The organism is Thioclava sp. NG1 (assembly GCF_003122275.1).
Classification (GTDB): domain Bacteria; phylum Pseudomonadota; class Alphaproteobacteria; order Rhodobacterales; family Rhodobacteraceae; genus Thioclava; species Thioclava nitratireducens.
Genome location: NZ_QFBB01000019.1, coordinates 1 through 19,150, shown reverse-complemented (window position 1 = coordinate 19,150; position 19,150 = coordinate 1). Strand labels below are relative to the sequence as shown.

Below are 19,150 nucleotides of genomic sequence, written 5' to 3'. Positions count from 1 at the left end.
CCGGCGCCAAAACCCCCGACGGCGCGACAGAGGCGGCCTGAGCGATGAGCACGACCGAGGCACAGCTGGAGGCCATTCTCGATCTGGTGGACAGGCAGCCCCGCGACCACGGGCGAGTTCTGATTGGCATCGCGGGGCCGCCCGGTTCGGGGAAATCGACGATGGCCGAAGCCGTGACCGCGGCGCTGAACGCCCGCGGGCGGTCGGCGGATCCGGCGGCGCTGGTGCCGATGGACGGGTTCCATCTCGACAATGAAGAACTCGACAGGCGGAATTTGCGCGCGGTGAAAGGCGCGCCCGAGACCTTCGACGTCGCCGGGTTCAAGGCATTGGTGCGCCGGTTGCGCGATGACGGGAGGGAGATCCGCTACCCGCTGTTCAGCCGCGCGCAGGACCGGACGCTTCCGGAGGCCGGCGTGTTGAGCCCGGACCGGCGGATCGTGATCGTCGAGGGGAATTACCTGCTGTTCGGCGGCGGCGACTGGGCCGGGCTCGCGCCGTTGTTCGACGCGACGGTGATGCTCGCGCCGCCCATGGAGGTGCTCAAGTCCCGGCTCGTCGCGCGATGGATCGAGCACGGGCTATCCCCCGAGGACGCGCTTGCCCGGGCCAGCCGGAACGACCTCGAAAACGCGCGCCGCGTGCTTGAGCAGAGCGTCGAGGCCGACCTTATCCTCACCGGTCACTGAACCGTCCAGCCGAGTTGACGACGAAAGGAAACGACATGAAGATTTTCGCTGACACCGCCGATATCGAGGCGATCCGCGCGCTTGCGGAGGCGCATCTGATCGACGGGGTGACCACCAATCCGAGCCTGATCGCCAAGAGTGGTGCGCATATCCGCGACGCGATCGCCGAGATCGCCGCGATGGTCGATGGCCCGGTCTCCGCCGAAGTCGCAGGCACCGATTACGAGACGATGATGCGCGAGGCGGAAGTGCTCGGGAAGATTGCGCCCAATGTCTGCATCAAGGTGCCGCTCACGATGGCGGGGCTCCGGGCTTGCCGCACGCTGCGGCAAGAGGGCCGTGAGACCAACGTGACGCTGTGCTTCTCGGTGACCCAGGCGCTCCTCGCGGCGAAGGCAGGCGCGACCTATGTCTCGCCCTTCGTCGGGCGCCTCGACGACATCAACCTCGACGGCACCCAGCTGCTGCGCGACATCCGGCAGGTCTTCGATGCCTATCCCACGCTCGATACGCAGATACTGGCGGCGTCCCTGCGATCCGCAAACCACGTCACCGGCGCCTTGCTGGCCGGGGCGGATGCCGGCACGATGCCGCCCGGCTTGATCGGGGCGCTCGTCAAGCATCCGCTGACCGACAAGGGGCTCGAAACCTTCACCGCGGACTGGGCTGCGACGGGGCAGAGCATCCTCTGATCCGGGTCGGGGTTATCGCGACGCAAGCGCGGCTGCTACCGGACGTCTCCCGTGAGCGACGCCTGGCTTCGCACGCCGACAATGACGAAGGACCATCCCGCAAACTGCGAGCTCCGCACGTGGGCGCCTGAGTTCGCAAAACCGAGATGGCCCTTCGATCGACAGATCTCCTTGTGTCCACGGATCGACCATCTGCGGTTTGCATCTCTCGATGCCTCTCTCGGATAGTGTTCCGTTTCCACTCCTCCCATCGATGTTTTCACTCTGGCGGATTCGCCACGGCTCGGCATTGACGCTCGACAAGGCGCGGGGCTCAAGAGTGCTGATCGCGGTCAATGCGCGCCGCCCCGGTTGGGGCAAGCTGCGGGTCTGACTCGGTTCAGGAGGATGCCATGAAAATCAGTGACGCGATGCACGAGCCCGCCGCATGGGCCGATGCCGACACCCCGGTCAAGGAAATCGCCCTGCAGATGGAGAAGGACGATATTGGCGCCGTGCCGATCGGCAAGGACGACAAGCTCATCGGCATGATTACCGATCGGGATCTCGCGCTGCGCGTGGTGGCGAAGGGGCTCGACCCGGCGAAGACCCGTGCCGAAGAGGTGATGACGCCCGGGGTCGTCTATTGCCGCACCGACGAGACGATCGAGGACGCGGTGCACCTGATGGATCAGCGCAAGATCCGCAGGCTGCCGGTGCTGGACGACAAGAAGCGGCTGGTCGGGATGTTGAGCCTCGGAGACGTGGCGCACGGGACGTCGTTGCAGATCGTGGGCGAGATGACCCGCGCCGTCGCCAATCACCACAAGTGAGTGCGACAGGGCGGCCTGAACGCCGTGCCCCGGTTCGAGGGCGACCCGGTGATCATACCCGACACAATGGAGGAAGCCGAGGTCCAGCGTCTCGTCGGCAACAGGTGGGGATATGTCCTGCCCTATCTCCGGGTGGCGCCGCGGCTGGAAAATCCGCGACAACAAACGCGGGGGTGCGAGCTCTGATGCCGGTGGGGTATATCTTCATCGGCAGCTTGGTGGGCCATGTCTGCCTCGTGCTCACGCTTCTGCGGGGCGGTTCGATCTGGCTCTCGCTGCTCGTCGACGTCGTCGCGGGTCTGGTGGCCGTTCTTCTTCTGTTAGTCACCCAATCGGCGCGACGATGGTGGCAAGACCGACGCAGGCGAGCGCGCAGAGCAAAAACGGCTTGTCGCGACGGTCAGACCATGCACTGACCAGAAGATCTCCCCACAAGCCTCTTCCAACCTGCGGGATTGGTGGGGGAGTCCGCAGGGCTGGTGAGGTCAGTCCGGTCGCTCCTGCGAGCGGACATATTCCTTGATCGTTTTCAGCGGGGCGCCGCCACAGCTGCTCACGAAGTAGCTCGGAGACCAGAGAGCGCCGCCAAGGCGTTTCAGGCTCGGGAAGTCCCTCCGGAGACGCCGCGAGGTGGTGGTCTTCACCGCGTTTGCGAAGCCGGCGACCGCCTCGGCGGGCGGCAACGAGAACAGAATATGGATGTGGTCGGCCTCCGCGCCGAACTCCTCCAGCGCGCCGCCGCGAACATCGCAGCGCTCCCGGATCGCGACCTCTGCCGCCTTCAGCATTTCGGAGGTCAGCACTGCGCGGCGCTGCTGCGTCACCAGAACCATATGGTAGTGGAGACTGAAAACGCAATTGTTTGTGCGACTATAGGATTGATCCGCCATGTAGGAACCAATATAATATTCGGGCCATGACCGCAACTCGATCCCTCTCCTTCAAGCTCTACCCCTCGCCCGCCCAGGCGGCGGCGCTGGCGCGCAAGCACCTGATGCTGAAAGACCTGTGGAACGCTGCGCTCGAGGAGCGGATCGGCGCCTGGCGGCATAGCCAGACCCGGGTCTCGCGCTCCGACCAGGAAAAGGCGTTGAAGGAGATCCGCCTCGGTCTCGAGGGCTGGTGCGGGCTCGTCCACACTCATGAGGCCCAGGTCGTTCTGAAGCGCCTGGATCTCGCCTTCCAGGCTTTCTTTCGCCGCCTGCGTGCGGGCGGGGCACCGGGCTTCCCGCGCTTCAAGAGCGCCGAGCGTTTCCGTGGCTGGGGCTACAAGGAGCACGGCAACGGCTTCAGGGTCGAGATGCGCGACGGCGGCCGACATGGCCATGCCACGCTGTTTGGCATCGGGCGCATGCGGATGCGGGGCATCGCGCGCACGCCGGGCCGCGTGCTCAAGGCCGATGTGACCCGGACAGTCCATGGCTGGATGCTCAACGTGGTCGTCGAGACCGGCTGCGCCGAGCGCGCGCCGGCAGAGGGGCAGGCGGTGGGGCTCGACTGGGGCGTCTCGACCTTCGTCACGCTCGCGCATGAAGACGGCGCCTTCGAGGAGCTGCCGAACCCGCGCCACTGGGGTCTCGAGGCCGAGGACCTCAAGGCTGAGCAGCGCCGGCTCTCGTCCGCGGCCCGGGCGCGAAAGATCTCCCAACGGGCGCTGCGGAAGCATCGCCGCGCTCTGGCGCGTCGTCATGCGAAGATCGCCGCGCGCCGGAAGGACTTCCTGCACAAGACGAGCGCGCGGATCGTCGGGCGGCACCGCCTGATCGCGACCGAGGCGCTGACGGTGCGCAACATGACCGGCTCGGCCCGCGGAACCGCGGAAGCGCCAGGCCGGAATGTGGCCCAGAAGGCAGGCCTGAACAGATCGATCCTGGACACGGCCCCGGCCGGTTTTTTGAACATGCTCCGATACAAAGCGGAAGAAGCTGGTGCGGAGTTCCTTGAGGCGAAGACGCGAGAGCTGAAGCCGTCACAGCGCTGCCCGGATTGCGGCGCCGTGCGGAAGAAGGCACTCGCGGAGCGCCACCATGATTGCGACTGTGGCTGTCGTCTCGGGCGAGACGAGGCCGCGGCCCTCGTTTTGCTGCGGTGGGGGCTTGTGGAGAGCCCACGTCGCCAGAACGCGGAAACGATCAACCCGGCCGGGACGGTCGGGGATCAGGCGGCTGCCTGATCCGAAACCCCTTCCAGCCTACGAGATTGGTGGGGGAGGTTCATTTCAACAACCTTCTGACCGTTGTGCTTGGCAGCCTCGATGCGCTCGAGGAAGCTCTGCCCGAGCAGGACAGCCACCTCAACCTCGTCCAGAGCGCGGTTCGCGCTGCGGAGGAGGCGGGGCGCCTGACGAGCCAGCTCCTCGCCTATTCGCGCCGGACACCGACGAAGCTGAGAATGCTCCAGATCGGGGCCTTCGTGCAGGAGATCAGACCGCTCCTGATCGCGGCTTTGGGCGACGCCAACCGGCTGGACATCGATATCGGCGAGGACGTAGCGAATTGCTGGGCCGACACCTCGGCCTTGACGTCGGCGCTGATCAACCTCGTCACCAATGCGCGCCACGCGATGACGGGAGATGGCACGCTGTCGATCACAGCGAACGTCGTTTCCGGGACAGATTTCTATCCCTCGCATGACGGTTTCGAACTTCCGCAGGAGGAATACGTGGCCGTGAACGTGCGCGATAACGGCCCCGGCGTTCCGGCCAGCCACCGGGAAAAGATATTCGAGCCGTTCTTCACCACGAAAGGCATCGGCGAGGGAACGGGTCTCGGCCTGCCGACCGTGCTCGATACGGTGCGCCAGATCGGCGCCGATCTAAGGCTCGGGCCCGGCGACGGCGGGGCCGAGTTTCAGATCCTGCTGCCGCTTGCCACCGAGGCCGATGGCAAGGAGGCCGAGGCGGCCGCTCCGGCGGGGAATGATGAGGTCGTGCTCTACGTTGAGGATAACCTCCTCGTTCGCGAGAAAACGGTGCTGATGCTGCAAAATCTCGGGTTCTCGCCGCTTGTCGCCCGTCACGGGCGGGAGGCGCTGGACTATGCCCGGAGCGATCGGAGGATCGACATCGTGCTCACCGATCTTGTCATGCCGGGCCTGTCGGGGCGGGCGCTGGTCAGGGAGCTGGCGCGGCTGCGCCCCGCGCTGCCGGTGGTCATAGTGACCGGCTACGACCCCGATGGCCCGGACAGCGGGACGGACATGGCCTCGGTTCTGATGAAACCCTATTCGCGGGCGGAGCTTGCCGACGCATTGGTGCGCAACTTGCCGTCGCCCCGGACGGAATGAGAGACGCGCTTGTCCGGAGGGGTCAATGGAATAGGTAGCTCTGCTCAGGCTCCGGGCTCGCGACCTGCTTTGCCGCCAGATGAATTTCGTCGAGGCGCTTATAAGCGAAGTCCAAGCCGTCCATGTCGGGAACGATCCGGGCCGTCGCTGCCGGACCGATCAATTTCATCCGCCACGTGGGAAAGACGCGCGCCCGGATCAACCGAATTCTAAGCGGCGTGACGTCGGTGTGGCGCGCGTCGGAGACGATTTTCGCATAAACGCTTCTTGTTTCCGCCGAAGGGCCTTCGATGGTTTGCAGAAAATAGGCCCCGTCGAACAGCAGCAGACCGGTGATGCCAAGTCTCTGGTTTCGATCGAGGCTTTCGGAAAGGATCGCGCTTATCCCGTCGACGGGCTTCCGAAGGCAGGAAAAGCTTCGATAGGTAATAGTTAACAGTTCTGTCATGACCAATCTCTTGCTCTTGTCTGGAGAGTTTTGGTCCCGCCTTTCTTCAATCTGGAGACAGAGCTTGCACGGGAGACATGCATGTCTATGGCGGTTCGAACATCGGCATCGTCTTCAAGGATCACGACGGAACTTGAGGTCAAGAGCTTGCTCTCTCCGGTGTGGCCAGCATCATCATTGCGGAAGGTCTGATACTCGAGGCCTAGGGGTCTTAATCGAGTTGAAAAAACGGCTGCGTCAGGTGGGGCGGCAACCACAGTGCCGACAGTTTTACTGCGCGTCAGGTTCCCTAAATGGCTTTTCTGATAGTTTCAATCGGATAATTGGCGGCACGTTCACGTTCGCGCGATTGGGTTTTGGGGGCGCTTCGGATGAGCCGCCCGATGGGTCGAACGCCAAGGGAGCCGCCCCGGGGGGCGGCTCCCTCTCATCGTGTATCGCAGAATCCAGATCAGATTGGGTAATGCTGTTTCGGATCTTCCACGGTGATCCAGCGCAGGTCGGTGAATTCGGCGATCGCCGCACGTCCGCCGAAGCGCCCGTAGCCCGAGGCCTTGACCCCGCCGAAGGGCATCTGCGGCTCATCGCCGACCGTCGGGCCGTTGATGTGGCAGATCCCGGTTTCGAGCCGGTTCGCCAGCGCCATCGCGCGGGAGACGTCGGCGCTGAAGATCGCGCTCGAGAGGCCGTATTCGGTGTCGTTGGCGACTTTCAGCGCCTCTTCGTCGCCCTTCACGCGGATGATCGATTTGACCGGGCCGAAGCTTTCCTCGGCATAGATGCGCATGCCTTCCGCGACGCCGTCGAGCAGCGTCGCCGCGACGATGGTCCCCTCGCGAGAGCCCCCAGCGACCAGCTTTGCGCCTTTCTCGGTGGCGTCGGCGATCAGCGCGTCCATCTTCTCTGCGGCGGCTTCAGAGACAAGCGCGCCAAGCGCCACTTCGCCGCGCGGATCGCCTGCGGGCAGAGCGTTGGCGCGGGCGGCGAGTTTCTCGACGAAGGCATCGGCCACTGTCTCGTCGACGATGATCCGCTCGGTCGACATGCAGATCTGGCCCTGGTTCATGAAGGCGCCGAAGATCGCCGCGTTCACCGCACCGTCGAGATCGGCATCGTCGAGCACGATCAGCGGCGCCTTGCCGCCCAGCTCCAGCAGTGAGGGCTTCAGATGCTCGCCCGCGAGCCGCCCGATGATCCGGCCGACGGCGGATGAGCCGGTGAAGTTCACATGCTTGACCGCGGGATGCGCGATCAGCGCCTCGACGACATCGGCGGCGTCCTCGGGGGCATTGGTCACCACGTTGAGCGCCCCTTCGGGGAGCCCGGCCTCGGCGAAACACTCGCCGATCAGGCGGTGCGTCGCGGGGCACATCTCGGACGCCTTCAGCACCACCGTGTTGCCGCAGGCGAGCGCCATTGCGACCGCGCGGGTGCCGAGGATGACAGGCGCGTTCCACGGCGCGATGCCAAGGCAGACACCCTTGGCGCGCGCGACGCCCATCGCCATCGTGCCGGGCTTGTCGGAGGGGATGATCTCGCCGCCGATCTGTGTCGTCATCGCCGCCGCTTCGCGGATCATGCCTGCCGCGAGATGGACGTTGAACCCGGCCCAAGGCCCGGTCGCGCCGGTCTCGGCGATCACCGCCTGGATGAAGTCATCGGCGCGGGCTTCCATCACGTCGGCGGCTTTCGACAGAATCTTGCGCCGCCCGTTCGGCCCGGTCGCGGACCAGCCGGGAAAAGCGCGCGCGGCAGAGGCGACCACCGCCTCGACATCGTCGCGGCCCGCCGCGGCGGCGCGGGTGGCGACCTCTCCGGTCACGGGATCGATCCGGTCGAAAGTCGCGCCCGAGGCGGCTGGGGCGGAGGTCCCGTCCAGCAGCATTCCGATCTCTTTCATAATATCCTCCCTTTGAGACTTCGAGCTTGCGTCACGCCGCGCGGCGATTGCCGGAGCGGCGCCCTCTGAAACCTTTGTGCCTCACATCATCCCGGGCAGCCACAGCGATATTCCCGGCACAGCGACGAGGATTGCAAGGGTCACCAGCATCGCGAACCAGAAGGGCAGCACGCCGCGGAAGATCTCGATCAGCGGCACGTTTTGCGCGACCGATTTCACGATGAAGACGTTGATCCCCACCGGAGGCGAGATCAGCCCCATCTCGAGCGTCAGCACCACCAGCACACCGAACCAGATCGGGTCGATCCCGAGATCGAGGATCACCGGCAGGAAGATCGGCAAGGTCAGCACCAGCATCGCGAGCCCTTCGAGGAAGCAGCCCAGAACCATGTAGATCGCGAGGATCAGGACCAGCGTCCCGACCCGGCCCAGATCGAGGGAGACCAGAAGGTCGCTCACCTCGGCGGGCAGATGGCTCAGGGCGACGAAGGGGTTGATCAGATGCGCCGCGATCAGGATCAGCATCACCGAGGCCGTGGTCACGATGCTGTCCTGCGCCGCGCGCCAGAAGCTGCGCAGGCTCAGCGTGCCGCTGAAGGCCCCGATCGCGATCACGAAGGCGGCGCCGACGCCCGCCGCTTCGGTGGGGGAGAACAGGCCCGAATAGATGCCGCCGATGGTCAGCACGATCACCAGCAGGATCGGGATCGCGCCGAGGAAGGCGCGGCCCTTCTCGGCGGCGCTGGTCGCAGGGCCTTTCGGTCCCATCTCGGCGCGCAGCAGGCAGAGGATCGCGATGGTCAGGATGAAGGCGCTCAGTAACAGAAGCCCGGGCAGGATGCCGGCCATGAAGAGCCGTCCGATGCTTTGCTGCGTGAGGATCGCGTAGATCACGAAGCCGGTCGAGGGGGGGATCAGGATGCCCAGCGTGCCGCCTGCGGCGACGACGCCAGTCGAGAGGCGCGGGCTGTAGGCGTAGCGGTCCATCTCTGCCAGCGCGGTGCGGCCCATCGTCAGCGCCGAGGCGACTGAGGAGCCCGACAGCGCCGCGAAGCCGCCGCAGCCCACGACCGTCGCCAGCGCCAGACCGCCGCGCACCTGGCCGACGGTGGCGTAGGCCGCGTCATAGAGCTTGCGGCTCATACCCGTCACGCTCGCGACATTTCCCATCAGAATGAAGAGTGGCACCACGATCAGCTCGGAATTGGAGGCCAGCGAGAAGGTTTCCGACGCCAGAAGCCCGGTCGCGGCCTGCAGCCCGTTCAGGATCCAGATGCCGACGAAGCCCACCGCGAACATCGCGAAGGCCACCGGCACACGCATCAGCAGCATGCCGAGCAACAGCGCGAGCCCGAGCGATCCGGTGAGCGCGGGGGTCATAGCACGTCCCTTTCGGAATGATGTTCATAGCCGTGGCGCGACATGAGCCGCAGCGCGCGCAGGCACATCGTCAGCGCGCCCACCAGCGACAGCGCGACCAGCGCATATTGGAACCACGCATTGGGCAGGTTCAGAAGATTGGTCGAGAGGTTGAGCATCTGGCTCAGTTGCGCGCTCTTGTAGACCGTCACCGCGATCAGCACGAAGATCGCGACGCCGAGGAGCGCCGAGAAGATATCGATCGCGCGGTTCAGGGCAGGGGGGAAGGCGCTCTCGAAGATGTCGACGACGATATGGCCGTCGCGTCGGTCGCACAGCGCCATGCCGCCGAAGACGATCAGCACCATCGTCATCGTTATCAGGTCCTGCGAGCCGTAGAGCGGCATGCCGAAATTGCGCCCGATAACGTCGATGACGATCACGGCCACGACGAAGATCAACCCCGTCGTGCCAATGATCGCGGACAGGCCGATGAGCCTGTCCACCAGTTTCTGCGCGCGTGCGAGCATCACTCGCTCCGCATCGCCGCGAGCGTATCCTCGCCGCCGACCTTGCTCACGTAGGTGTCGGTCACGTCGGCGAGCGCGTCATTGAAGGCTTTCGAGCCGTCGGCGTCGAGGTCGATCACCGTGGTGGCGTCGGAGGCGCGCGCGGCTTCCAGCGCCTTGTTCGCTGTGGCAATCCACGCCTCTTCGGTCATCTTCGAGATCTTCTCGCCCTTCATCGCGTCGAGCGCGGATTTCGCTTCGGGCGAGAGCCCGTCATAGGCCGCCTTGTTCATCACCGTGTAGAAGGCGAGGCGTCCGAGGTTCGGACCCGTGGTCACGCTGCCCACGACCTCGTTGAGCTTGAAATCCGACAGCACCGAGGCGCCGCTGACCACGCCGTCGATCAGCCCGGTCTGCAGCCCGTTATAGACCTGCGTCATCGGAATTTGCACTGGCGTCGCGCCGAGCGCTTCCATCGCGGCAGCCGAGATCGACCCCGCGACGCGGATCTTCAGGCCCTTGAGATCGGCGGGCGTGCGCACGTCCTTGTCGTGCATCATCAGGATGTTGGGCTCCGACCCCCAGAGCGCGATCACCTCGGTCTGCGGATATTCGCCCTTGATCGTGTCGAAGGCCTGCCACAGCGCCTTGTAGCCCGGCGCGTCGAGCGGCAGCGCACCCGGCAGTTCCGCGATCAGGCTCTTGGGGAATTGCGACGAGGTATAGCCCTGCAGCCCCCAGCCCATATCGGCGGTGCCCTGCAGCACGCGCACGTATTGATCGGCCGGGCCCGCGCCCAGTTCGCCGCCGTGATAGCCGCGCAACGTTACCGCCCCGTCGGTGCCTTCCGAGAGCGCCTTGGCCAGGGGCTCGATCTGGGCTGCGTTGATCGTATGGGTCGGCGGCGCCCAGTTCGCGTATTTCAGTTCCTGCGCGCCGGCGGCGGTCGCGATGCTCATCGTTGCACCGACCGCGATGGCGGTGGCGACGCTAAGGGTCGTGTGTTTCATGGTCTCTCCTCCCGTTGGACCGTTTGAGCCCCTCCTCCCGGGGCCTGTCGTTCATGTGCCGCGCTAGGCGGCGATCTCCTCCAGATCCGCGCGCGTCACCGGCTCGGGCGACGCGATGAGTTTGCGTGCCCGCATATGGGCCCGCGCGTTGTCGATGGTCTCGATCGCGGCGAGCCCGCGTTCGTCGAACCGGCCCACGATCCCCGCGGCGATCTCCTCCTCCGCCGCGTCAGGTGTCGCGTAGCCCGCGATCTGCAGCTTGCATGCGCCCTGATCCGACCAGAACCACGGCAGCGCGCCGTAGGGACCGGTGTCGCCCTTCGCGAGGCGTTTCGCGATCAGCCGCGCGTGATCCGTGGCAGCCTGCACGCTCTCGAGCCGGATATGCCCGCGGCCCCGCGGATCGGGGAAGCTCGCGCAGTCGCCGAGTGCCGAAATCGCGGGATCCGAGGTCTGCAGCCGGGCATCGGTTTTCACGCCATTGTCGATGGCGAGCCCCGCCGCCTCGGCCAGTTCCACGTTCGGGCGAACGCCCGCCGCGACCAGCACGAAATCCGCGGTGACCCCCGTGCCATCGGCCAGCGTCACGCCCGCGGGCTCCACCGCCACGGCAGGCTGGCCCAGATGAAGCGCAGTGCCCCAGCCGCGATGCAGGTCGGCGAAATGGTCCGACATCCGCTGCGAGACCGCGCGGGCCATCAGGCGCGGAGCGGCCTCGATGACCGCGACCTCATGGCCGAGCTTGCGTGCGACGGCCGCGAATTCCAGCCCGATGAAGCCGCCGCCGATCACCGCGATCCGGGCCGGTTGGTCCAGCTTCTCGCGCAGGCGCTGCGCGTCGGTCAGCGTGCGCAGATCGCAGGCATGGGCGATCCCCTCGATCGGCGGGCGCAGATTGCGGGTGCCGGTGGCGAGGATCAGATGGTCATAGGGCAGGGATTTCTCGGCCCCGTCGCGCAGGACAGTGAGGCGCTGCGCCGCGCGATCGATGGCCTCCACCCGCGTTCCGGGGAGGTAGTCGATGCGCTTGGCCTCGAAGAAGCTTTCGGGGCGCAGGTAGAGCGCCTCTGCCTTGCCGTCCTGCAGATAGACCTTCGAGAGCGGGGGGCGCTGATAGGGCAAGCCCGGCTCGTCGCCGATCAGCGTGATCGCGCCCTCGAAGCCGTTCTGCCGCAGGCTGATCGCAGCTTGCAAGCCGCCTTGGCCCGCGCCGATTATGGTGACGGTCCCGGAGGTCAAAACTGTTCCTCGGGCAGATGGACCACGAGCCCGTCGAGCTCGGGCGTCAGCTTGATCTGGCACGACAGGCGCGAGCGCTCGGTCACTTCGGATGCCGCGCCTTCGAGCATGTCGTCCTCCCCCGCGCTGCGCGGTCCGACCTTCTCCGCCCATGCGTCGTCAACATAGCAATGGCAGGTCGCGCACATCATCGAGCCGCCGCATTCGCCGACGATCCCGTCGACATCGTTCGAGACCGCCGCATGCATCACGCTATCGCCCTCATCGGCGTCGATACTCGTTCGCGTGCCGTCCTGTGCGACGTAAGTCACTTTAATCATTTAAATTCCTCCTCTCTCCGGTCCGCGCAAGCGCGGATCAGTTCAGCTCCACCGGCAGGTTGATCGGGCCGCGGAACCCGAAGCCGCGCCAGATCACCGCGTCGGGATCGGGCAGGCGCATGTCGGGGAAGCGGTCGAACAGCAGCGGCAGGATGATCTTGCCCACCGTGCGCCGCGCGATATGGGCGCCTGCGCAGTGATGGGGGCCGTTGCCGAAAGCCTGATGGGGGTTCTTGTCGCGAAAGACGAAATACTCCTCGCCATTCTCGTAGATGCTCTCGTCGCGATTGGCCGAGGCCTGGATCGTCATCACCGTGTCGCCCTTCGGGATCTCGAAGCCGCAAAGCTCGGTATCCTCGGTCACCAGCCGCGAACTGGCCTGAATCGGGGCGACCCAGCGCACGCCTTCCTCGAAGGCCTTGCTCCACGCGCCCTCGGCGCGAACCTGCTCCAGCTGGTCGGGATTGGTCAGCAACCCGTAAATGATGGTGGCCAGCGCGTCGCGCGGCTCGTTGATTCCGCCGCCGATCGCGATCTTGATATTGGCCCAGATCTGACTCATCGGGATCGGGTTTTCGGCGTTGAGCATCACCGAATAGGCCGAGCCGTCCGGCTCCGCGATCCGCTTTTCGCGCAGTTCTGTGAAGAGCGCGTCCATCTCGTCATTGGCCTTGTCCGAGATGGCGAAAGGCTCGGGCTGCCAGCCGAAATTCCCCGCTCCGTCTATCAGGTGCTGCGACCAGCGCTGCATCTGCGCGTCGCTCGCCTCCGGGATGCCCAGCACATGGGCGAGGATGCGCGCGGCCAGCGGTCCGCATAGCTCGGAGAACAGATCGACCGTCTCGCCGCGCGGCAACCGACCGACATATTCCTCGGCGAATTTCTCGTAGAGCGGCCCCCAATCGGTCTGGATCCGCTTCGGCGTGAGCGCCGGGGCCATCGCCATGCGTTCGCGCAGATGCTCCTCGCCGTCCTTGCGCATCAGGGTATGGGCGCGGAATGCGGGCTTCATCGGGGTGTTGGGATCGTCGCTGCTGAACAGCTCCGGATTGTCCTTCACCTTCTTGGTCAGCTCCGCTGTCGTCAGGAACGTGCGACCCGCCGAGGCGACCCGCAGAACCGGGCTCTCGGCGCGCAATCGGCGATAGATCGGATAGGGATCCGTCGTCAGTTGCGCGAGCGTAATCTCCTCGTCCAGCGGTGCGAGCGCCATGATGTCCTCCCGAAATCTCCTCCGGGGACATGCGTAAGGCGTGGTCTTTCTTGTAACAATAAGATGAATCTTGTATATACCATCAAATAATTTGATGGAACATCATGCCGCAATCGACCGCATCCCCCGGCAGGCTCGACATCGCCGCGCTCGAGACGCTGCGGCTGGTCCATGAACTGGGCTCCTTCACGGCGGCGGCCGAAAAGCTCGACGTGAACCAGTCGGCGGTGAGCTACACGATTGCCAAGCTGCGCGCCTATTTTCAGGATCCGCTTTTCGTGCGCGAGGGCGGGCGGCAGGTCTCGACGGAGCGCTGCGAACATATCCTCCAGCAAGTGATCGAGATCCTCGAGAAGCTCGACGACGTTGCGCAGCTTGAAGAGTTCGATCCCGCGCAGTCTCGCGCCAAGGTCACCATCGCTTGCAACTATTACGAGCGCATCCTGATGATCCCGAAGATCGTCTCCGAGCTCCGCAAACAGGCCCCGCATCTCGAGGTCGAGGTGGTGAATGCGTTGGGCGACGGCCATTTGCGCCTTCTGCGCCGGGAGGCCGACGTTCTCGTCGGCCCTTTCGCGCGCAGCGAATCCGGCTTTCATTCGCGCCGCCTTTATACCGAAGAGTATGCCTGTTTCATGGACCCGCGGCATCCGATGGCGGGGCGGCCGCTCGATGTCGACAGCTATCTGGCGCTCAACCATGTCTACATCAATTACGGCGGCGGCTGGAAATCGGCCTATGTCAACGAGATCGAAGCTGCGGGCCATTCTCTGCGACCCACGATCACGGTGCCGAGCCCGGCAGGGCTCGCCTCGCTTCTCGGACAGTCCGACCTCGTGGCGACGATGCCAAGTCGATTGGGGCGCACGATGGAGGGGCTGGTTCTCAACGAAAGCCCGTTCCGCGGCCCGTTCGACCTGTCGGTCGTCTGGACCGCCCGCAAGAACGACTCTGCGATGCATCGCTGGCTGCGCGAGGTGATCGTGGAGACCTGCCGCGGCTAGGCCCGAAGGGCGCGCGCCCCGATCGGTCGGCGCAATCTCAATTTCCACGATGGAGTTACCGACATGAACGACACCGCAGAACCCGCTCTCTGGTCCTTGGGGGCCACGCAAATCGCGGCGCTCGTGCGGTCGCGTCAGGTGAGCGCGCGCGAGGTGGCGCAGGCGGGGCTTTCGCGGATCGAGGCGGTGAACCCTGCGATCAACGCGGTTGTCGAGTGCCGGCCCGAGGAGACGCTGGCCGCGGCGGAGGCGGTCGATGCCCGCATCGCGCGCGGCGAGGATCCGGGGCCGCTGGCCGGGGTGCCGGTGACGATCAAAGTGATCGTGGACCAGCGCGGCTATGCGACGACGAACGGGCTGACCTCGCAGAAGGACCTGATCGCGAAGACCGACAACCCGGTGGTCGCGAACCTGCTGGGCGCGGGGGCGGTCAGCCTCGGGCGCTCGAACACGCCCGCCTTCAGCTACCGCTGGTTCACCAACAACCTGCTGCATGGCCACACCTACAATCCGCGGCGAAAGGATTTGACGCCGGGCGGGTCGTCGGGCGGTGCTAGCGCTGCGGTGGCAGCCGGGATCGGGGCGATTGCGCATGGCACGGATATCGCGGGCTCGGTTCGCTACCCGGCCTATGCCTGCGGCGTGCATGGGTTGCGTTCCAGTTTCGGGCGGATTGCGGCGCATAACTCCACCGGGGCGGAGCGCGATATCGGCGGGCAGCTGATGGCGACTTCCGGGCCGCTCGCGCGCTCTGTCGGGGATCTGCGGCTCGCTTTCACCGCGATGGCCAAGCCCGATCCGCGCGACATCTGGTCGGTGCCCGCGCCGCTGCACGGACCTGCGGTGGATCGGCGCGCGGCGCTGTGTCTTCGGCCGGATGGCGCGCAGACCGATCCCGCACTGCAACAGAGCCTTCTGCAATCCGCCGAGAAGCTTCGCGCCGCTGGTTGGATCGTCGAAGAACTCGACGCGCTGCCGCCGATCGCCGAGGCCGCACGGGTGCAGATCACGCTCTGGCTGGGCCATGACTATCCCGCCAAGCTCGCGGCGGCGCAGGTCGAGGGCGATCCGGGCGCGCTGCGGGTGCTGGAGGGGCAGGCGGAGTTCATCCGCTCCCTTGCCCCCGATGCGATCCCGCGCGCGCTGATCCGCCGGGCCGAGATCGCGCGGGAATGGGCGCTCTTCGTCGAGCGCTACCCGCTGGTGCTGCTGCCGCCGAGTTCGGAATTGCCATTCGCCGACAATCTCGACCTGGGGAGCGATGCTGATTACCGCCGCGTCTGGGAAGCACAGAACGCGATGGTGGGCCTGCCAGTCACCGGGCTGCCGGCGCTGTCGCTGGCAACTGGGGCCACGCCCGAAGGCGCGCCGCTGGGTATCCAGATGGTGGCGGGGCGGTTCCGTGAAGACGTGCTGTTCGACGCCGCGACAGAGATCGAGGCGCGCTCCGCCCCGGTCGAGATCGCGATGCGGTAAGTGTGGCGAGTAGTGCCCCATGAGAGGACCGCCGCCTTGCATCCGCGCCTGATCGGGGTCGTTCGGTCCTCGATCTTCATGACTCCGGCGCCGAGCACACCAAGCTGATAGGTCGCGATCTCGGTGCCGGTGACGAAGCGCGCCTCGTCGGAGGAGAGGAAGAGCGCGGTATTCGCGGCTATATCTGTAAGGGTATCGACCTAGACCTATCATCGGGCGGGTCTGCGCGGAAACTCGGGTGCCGCCAGTCAGTGCCCGAGATCGTTCGGTTCGGGTAAAGCTCGACCAGTTCGGCGGCGAAGGGCGTCGCACCCGCTTAAGGAAGATCGAGTTCGGAACTGCTCTCGGAGCCGGAGACCTTCAGCCAGATATGCGCGTTCTCGCCCTGCCGGATCGCCGTGGAATGGACCCTGCCAATTCCCGGCATCGCGGCGTGCGCGCCTGCGCCTTCGGACAACAATTCGACTTGCTTACATCTTCCATGAATGGAGAACTGGCGGGCGACAGATCAACAGGCGCGTCGAGGAAGAACTCCCAGGTGCCGATCTTCGCAGCCTCCGTGCCGCAAAATATGCCACTGTGAACCACCGGAAGCGTTCACAGGCCAAATGAAAGAGGATGAGTTCACATGAGCGCCCCGGTTCCGGTCTTCGACGGCCATAACGATTTCCTTCTGCGCCTGCTGCGCGCCCCGGAGGCCCGCGAGACGACTTGGCTAAGCGATACCGGAGAGGGCCATCTCGACCTGCCGCGGATGCGTGCGGGTGGTTTCGCGGGCGGGTTCTTCGCGGTCTACATTCCGTCGCCGGTCGCCCATGACGATCCCGATTTGGACGCCATCATGCGAAATCCTCCCTTCTCGCTGCCCTTGCCGGCGGAGATTCCGCTCGAGGACGCACTGCCCGTCGCGATGAAGATGGTCGGCCACCTCATGTGGATGGAGCGGGAGGGGAGCCTGAAAATCTGCCGTTCTGTCGCCGATATCCGCACCGCGATGGCCGCAAAGAAGATCGCCGCGATCCTGCATTTCGAAGGCGCGGAGGCGATCGGGCCCGATCTCGATCTGCTGCATGTCTGGCACGCGATGGGGCTGCGCTCGCTTGGCCCGGTCTGGTCGCGCCCGACCGCCTTCGGCAACGGTGTGCCCTTTGCGTTTCCGTCCTCGCCCGATACCGGGGACGGGCTGACCGAGGCGGGCAAACGGCTGGTGACGGAATGCAACCGGCTGAAAATCATGATCGACCTGAGCCATCTGAACGAGAAAGGCTTCGACGATGTCGCAGCGCTTTCCGATGCGCCCTTGGTCGCGACCCATTCCAATGTGCATGCGATCTGTCCCTCGTCGCGCAACCTCACGGACCGACAGCTTGCCATGATCCGCGAGAGCGACGGCATTGTCGGCCTCAACTACGCGCTGGGGTTTCTGCGCGAAGACGGCAAGGGTGAGCCTTTCGCGGGGTTCGACCCGATGCTGCGCCATCTCGATCACCTGATCGAGACCTTGGGCGAGAGCCGCGTCGGGCTCGGTTCGGATTTCGACGGAGCGGCGATTCCGCCCGATCTGGGCGATGCGGAAGGGCTGCCGCGCTTGATCGAAGCGATGCGCGCGCATGGCTATGACACGCCGCTGATCGAGAGGCTCGCCCATGGCAACTGGCTGGCGCTGCTCGAGAGAACCTGGGGCGGCTGAGAGCTGACTTTATCCACGCGTGGAAATTTCGGCAGACGAGAACCGACATTAGAGAACAATGCGGAGAAAGCCGCTATTGGGCTGAAAGAGGGCTTTCGCTTCGCCACAGGTGAACGACTGCTCTGCAGAAAGCAGTGTTTCCCGCTAAAGGATGCTTTTCGCGAAACGATCGAATTTGCTGTTTTCTCGATAAAGCGCCCGGACGACGATTGCCGCCACGATCCCGGTGGCGGCGCCTCCCAGAACGTCGGTGACGTAGTGGGTGCCGACGTAAATGCGCGACAGACAGATGAGGAAAGCCATCGCGAAGAATGCCAGCGCCCGCCGCGGAAGCTTCTGAAGCGCAAATGCCATGGCGACTGACATCGAGGCAGTGGCGTGGTCGGACGGAAAAGACCAGTCGGCGCTCTTGGCGATAAGAAGGTTGGAGACTCCGGCGTCATATGGGCGCACGCGGTGGATGAAAAGCAGGATGCCTTGATTGATCGCAAGCCCCAGAAGGAACGCAAGTCCGGCGCAGATTGCGACATGACGCAGATGCTGCCGGTTTTCCCGGCTCCACCATTGCAGGACGACGACGAGCACGATGAAGGGCACACCCGTTTGAGTGATTGCGATCATTGCTTGATCGACAAAGGTGTTGTGGCCCGCGAAGGAATTGATCCAGTGAGTAATCGCTGCGTCCATTGCGTGCCTTTCATCGAAAAGGTCAGGTTGCGGGTCCGCAAGTCCGTGACACCGCGTTCATCAAGCATTCAGGCTTAGCGCCACGCACCGAGGATTGCACGCGCTGACCGAGATGGCTGGCGAACTTGTGTTCTACTTCGTCTCGGGGCCGGCCATCCTCAATTGGGTCGAAATGCTGGCCCGAGAAGAGATCGAGGAAGCGCCGTGCGTGGCGACGCACCTCCTCGGGCTGATCTTGTTGGCGACGACTATCTCATCACGATTGTCCTCCTCTGGCACGAAGGGCGGCGGCTGAGGACGTATGGCTGTGGACCAAACCTCCGAGGTGGGCGGGACCGCAGCACCAACCGGTAGTCAGTTGCGGCTGAATGAAGCTCCAGCATCAGGCACGTCTCCGTGGGGCTGCGCAGGAGTCTCGGAGGGCGAGCCCCCGATGCCAAACGCGATTTTTTGATCCAGCATGGAAACCTTAATGTCTTGAAACAATTTATATCAGGCGACGTCGGCCTTGGCCGGCCCACCTGAATTGGCGTTGGATCTGCGGGTTAGGGGGCTTTAACAACTTACATTTGACTTGTGCTTTTCGCATCATGTATTATCTTCATGATGAAGAAATTTGTAAGTATTGGCGAGGCCGCAAAGGCCCTGGGCGTGACACCCCTCACCCTGCGCAGATGGGATGAGAGCGGCAAGCTCAAGCCCGACCTCGTAACCGAGGGTGGGCGGCGCCGCTATGACCTCGCCAAACTTCAGCCGGAGCTCCATCGGCAGCAGGATAAAGCTGCCCGGCGCACGGTTGCCTACGCACGCGTTTCCT

General features: G+C 64.9%; 21 protein-coding genes. 11 read left to right on the top strand and 10 right to left on the bottom strand.

Going from position 1 to position 19,150, the window contains the following annotated elements:
- Positions 1–44: 44 nt before the first annotated feature.
- The 4 genes from DEM26_RS19815 to DEM26_RS19795 all read left to right on the top strand — a co-directional run bounded on the left by DEM26_RS19815 (position 45) and on the right by DEM26_RS19795 (position 2,609).
- The gene (locus tag DEM26_RS19815; RefSeq protein ID WP_109173269.1) at positions 45–689 is read left to right on the top strand and encodes a nucleoside triphosphate hydrolase; all 645 of its coding nucleotides are present in this window, start codon (positions 45–47) and stop codon (positions 687–689) included.
- Positions 690–724: 35 nt separating this feature from the next.
- Positions 725–1,381, top strand: a complete 657-nt coding sequence (fsa, locus tag DEM26_RS19810) for a fructose-6-phosphate aldolase (RefSeq protein WP_109173268.1) — start codon at positions 725–727, stop codon at positions 1,379–1,381.
- A 392-nt stretch (positions 1,382–1,773) separates the two neighbouring features.
- The gene (locus tag DEM26_RS19805) at positions 1,774–2,193 is read left to right on the top strand and encodes a CBS domain-containing protein (RefSeq protein ID WP_088720618.1); all 420 of its coding nucleotides are present in this window, start codon (positions 1,774–1,776) and stop codon (positions 2,191–2,193) included.
- Between the two features lie 185 nt (positions 2,194–2,378).
- Positions 2,379–2,609: a hypothetical protein gene (locus tag DEM26_RS19795; protein ID WP_075777390.1), complete on the top strand. Its 231-nt coding sequence runs from the start codon at positions 2,379–2,381 to the stop codon at positions 2,607–2,609.
- Between the two features lie 69 nt (positions 2,610–2,678).
- Here the strand turns inward: DEM26_RS19795 and tnpA are convergent, their stop codons facing one another.
- Positions 2,679–3,083: an IS200/IS605 family transposase gene (gene tnpA / locus DEM26_RS19790; protein WP_146194507.1), complete on the bottom strand. Its 405-nt coding sequence runs from the start codon at positions 3,081–3,083 to the stop codon at positions 2,679–2,681.
- Positions 3,084–3,109: 26 nt separating this feature from the next.
- On the opposite strand from tnpA, the gene DEM26_RS19785 reads away from it, so the two are divergent.
- Together DEM26_RS19785 and DEM26_RS20860 are read left to right on the top strand one after the other, a co-directional pair.
- On the top strand, positions 3,110–4,366 hold the full coding sequence (locus DEM26_RS19785) for an RNA-guided endonuclease InsQ/TnpB family protein (protein ID WP_109173265.1): 1,257 nt from the start codon (positions 3,110–3,112) through the stop codon (positions 4,364–4,366).
- 29 nt (positions 4,367–4,395) lie between these two features.
- On the top strand, positions 4,396–5,478 hold the full coding sequence (locus tag DEM26_RS20860) for an ATP-binding protein (RefSeq protein WP_109173264.1): 1,083 nt from the start codon (positions 4,396–4,398) through the stop codon (positions 5,476–5,478).
- Positions 5,479–5,500: 22 nt separating this feature from the next.
- Here the strand turns inward: DEM26_RS20860 and DEM26_RS19775 are convergent, their stop codons facing one another.
- The 8 genes from DEM26_RS19775 to DEM26_RS19740 form a co-directional block, all read right to left on the bottom strand.
- The gene (locus DEM26_RS19775) at positions 5,501–5,926 is read right to left on the bottom strand and encodes a BLUF domain-containing protein (RefSeq protein ID WP_109173263.1); all 426 of its coding nucleotides are present in this window, start codon (positions 5,924–5,926) and stop codon (positions 5,501–5,503) included.
- A gap of 451 nt (positions 5,927–6,377) precedes the next feature.
- On the bottom strand, positions 6,378–7,826 hold the full coding sequence (locus DEM26_RS19770; RefSeq protein WP_109173262.1) for an aldehyde dehydrogenase: 1,449 nt from the start codon (positions 7,824–7,826) through the stop codon (positions 6,378–6,380).
- A gap of 81 nt (positions 7,827–7,907) precedes the next feature.
- A complete protein-coding gene (locus DEM26_RS19765; protein ID WP_075777396.1) occupies positions 7,908–9,206 on the bottom strand; it encodes a TRAP transporter large permease in 1,299 nt (432 codons plus the stop codon).
- Positions 9,203–9,715 carry a TRAP transporter small permease gene (locus tag DEM26_RS19760; RefSeq protein WP_075777397.1) on the bottom strand — a complete coding sequence of 171 codons (513 nt, stop codon included), beginning with the start codon at positions 9,713–9,715 and terminating at the stop codon, positions 9,203–9,205. Before DEM26_RS19760 ends, DEM26_RS19765 begins: the two co-directional genes overlap by 4 nt.
- Positions 9,715–10,704, bottom strand: a complete 990-nt coding sequence (locus DEM26_RS19755; RefSeq protein WP_109173261.1) for a TRAP transporter substrate-binding protein — start codon at positions 10,702–10,704, stop codon at positions 9,715–9,717. The genes DEM26_RS19760 and DEM26_RS19755 overlap by 1 nt, the downstream gene beginning before the upstream one ends.
- A gap of 63 nt (positions 10,705–10,767) precedes the next feature.
- Positions 10,768–11,943 (bottom strand): NAD(P)/FAD-dependent oxidoreductase, encoded by a 1,176-nt coding sequence (locus tag DEM26_RS19750; protein WP_109173260.1) that lies wholly within the window; start codon positions 11,941–11,943, stop codon positions 10,768–10,770.
- On the bottom strand, positions 11,940–12,263 hold the full coding sequence (locus DEM26_RS19745) for a 2Fe-2S iron-sulfur cluster-binding protein (RefSeq protein WP_109173259.1): 324 nt from the start codon (positions 12,261–12,263) through the stop codon (positions 11,940–11,942). Before DEM26_RS19745 ends, DEM26_RS19750 begins: the two co-directional genes overlap by 4 nt.
- Before the next feature lie 37 nt (positions 12,264–12,300).
- Positions 12,301–13,476 carry a cytochrome P450 gene (locus DEM26_RS19740; RefSeq protein ID WP_109173258.1) on the bottom strand — a complete coding sequence of 392 codons (1,176 nt, stop codon included), beginning with the start codon at positions 13,474–13,476 and terminating at the stop codon, positions 12,301–12,303.
- 104 nt (positions 13,477–13,580) lie between these two features.
- Here DEM26_RS19740 and DEM26_RS19735 point away from each other — a divergent pair, with 104 nt between their 5' ends.
- From DEM26_RS19735 to DEM26_RS19725, 3 genes are all read left to right on the top strand, one after another.
- Positions 13,581–14,480, top strand: a complete 900-nt coding sequence (locus DEM26_RS19735) for a LysR family transcriptional regulator (RefSeq protein WP_109173257.1) — start codon at positions 13,581–13,583, stop codon at positions 14,478–14,480.
- A gap of 63 nt (positions 14,481–14,543) precedes the next feature.
- A complete protein-coding gene (locus DEM26_RS19730) occupies positions 14,544–15,956 on the top strand; it encodes an amidase family protein (protein WP_109173256.1) in 1,413 nt (470 codons plus the stop codon).
- A gap of 628 nt (positions 15,957–16,584) precedes the next feature.
- Entirely contained in the window at positions 16,585–17,646 is a 1,062-nt protein-coding gene (locus DEM26_RS19725) for a dipeptidase (protein WP_109173255.1), read from the top strand.
- A 144-nt stretch (positions 17,647–17,790) separates the two neighbouring features.
- Here the strand turns inward: DEM26_RS19725 and DEM26_RS19720 are convergent, their stop codons facing one another.
- Positions 17,791–18,333: a phosphatase PAP2 family protein gene (locus DEM26_RS19720; RefSeq protein WP_109173254.1), complete on the bottom strand. Its 543-nt coding sequence runs from the start codon at positions 18,331–18,333 to the stop codon at positions 17,791–17,793.
- A gap of 112 nt (positions 18,334–18,445) precedes the next feature.
- On the opposite strand from DEM26_RS19720, the gene DEM26_RS19715 reads away from it, so the two are divergent.
- Complete coding sequence (locus DEM26_RS19715; RefSeq protein WP_088728285.1) at positions 18,446–18,628, top strand: hypothetical protein; 183 nt, start codon at positions 18,446–18,448, stop codon at positions 18,626–18,628.
- A gap of 308 nt (positions 18,629–18,936) precedes the next feature.
- Positions 18,937–19,150 (top strand): MerR family DNA-binding transcriptional regulator (locus tag DEM26_RS19710; RefSeq protein WP_146194506.1); only part of this gene is annotated, 214 nt, incomplete at its 3' end.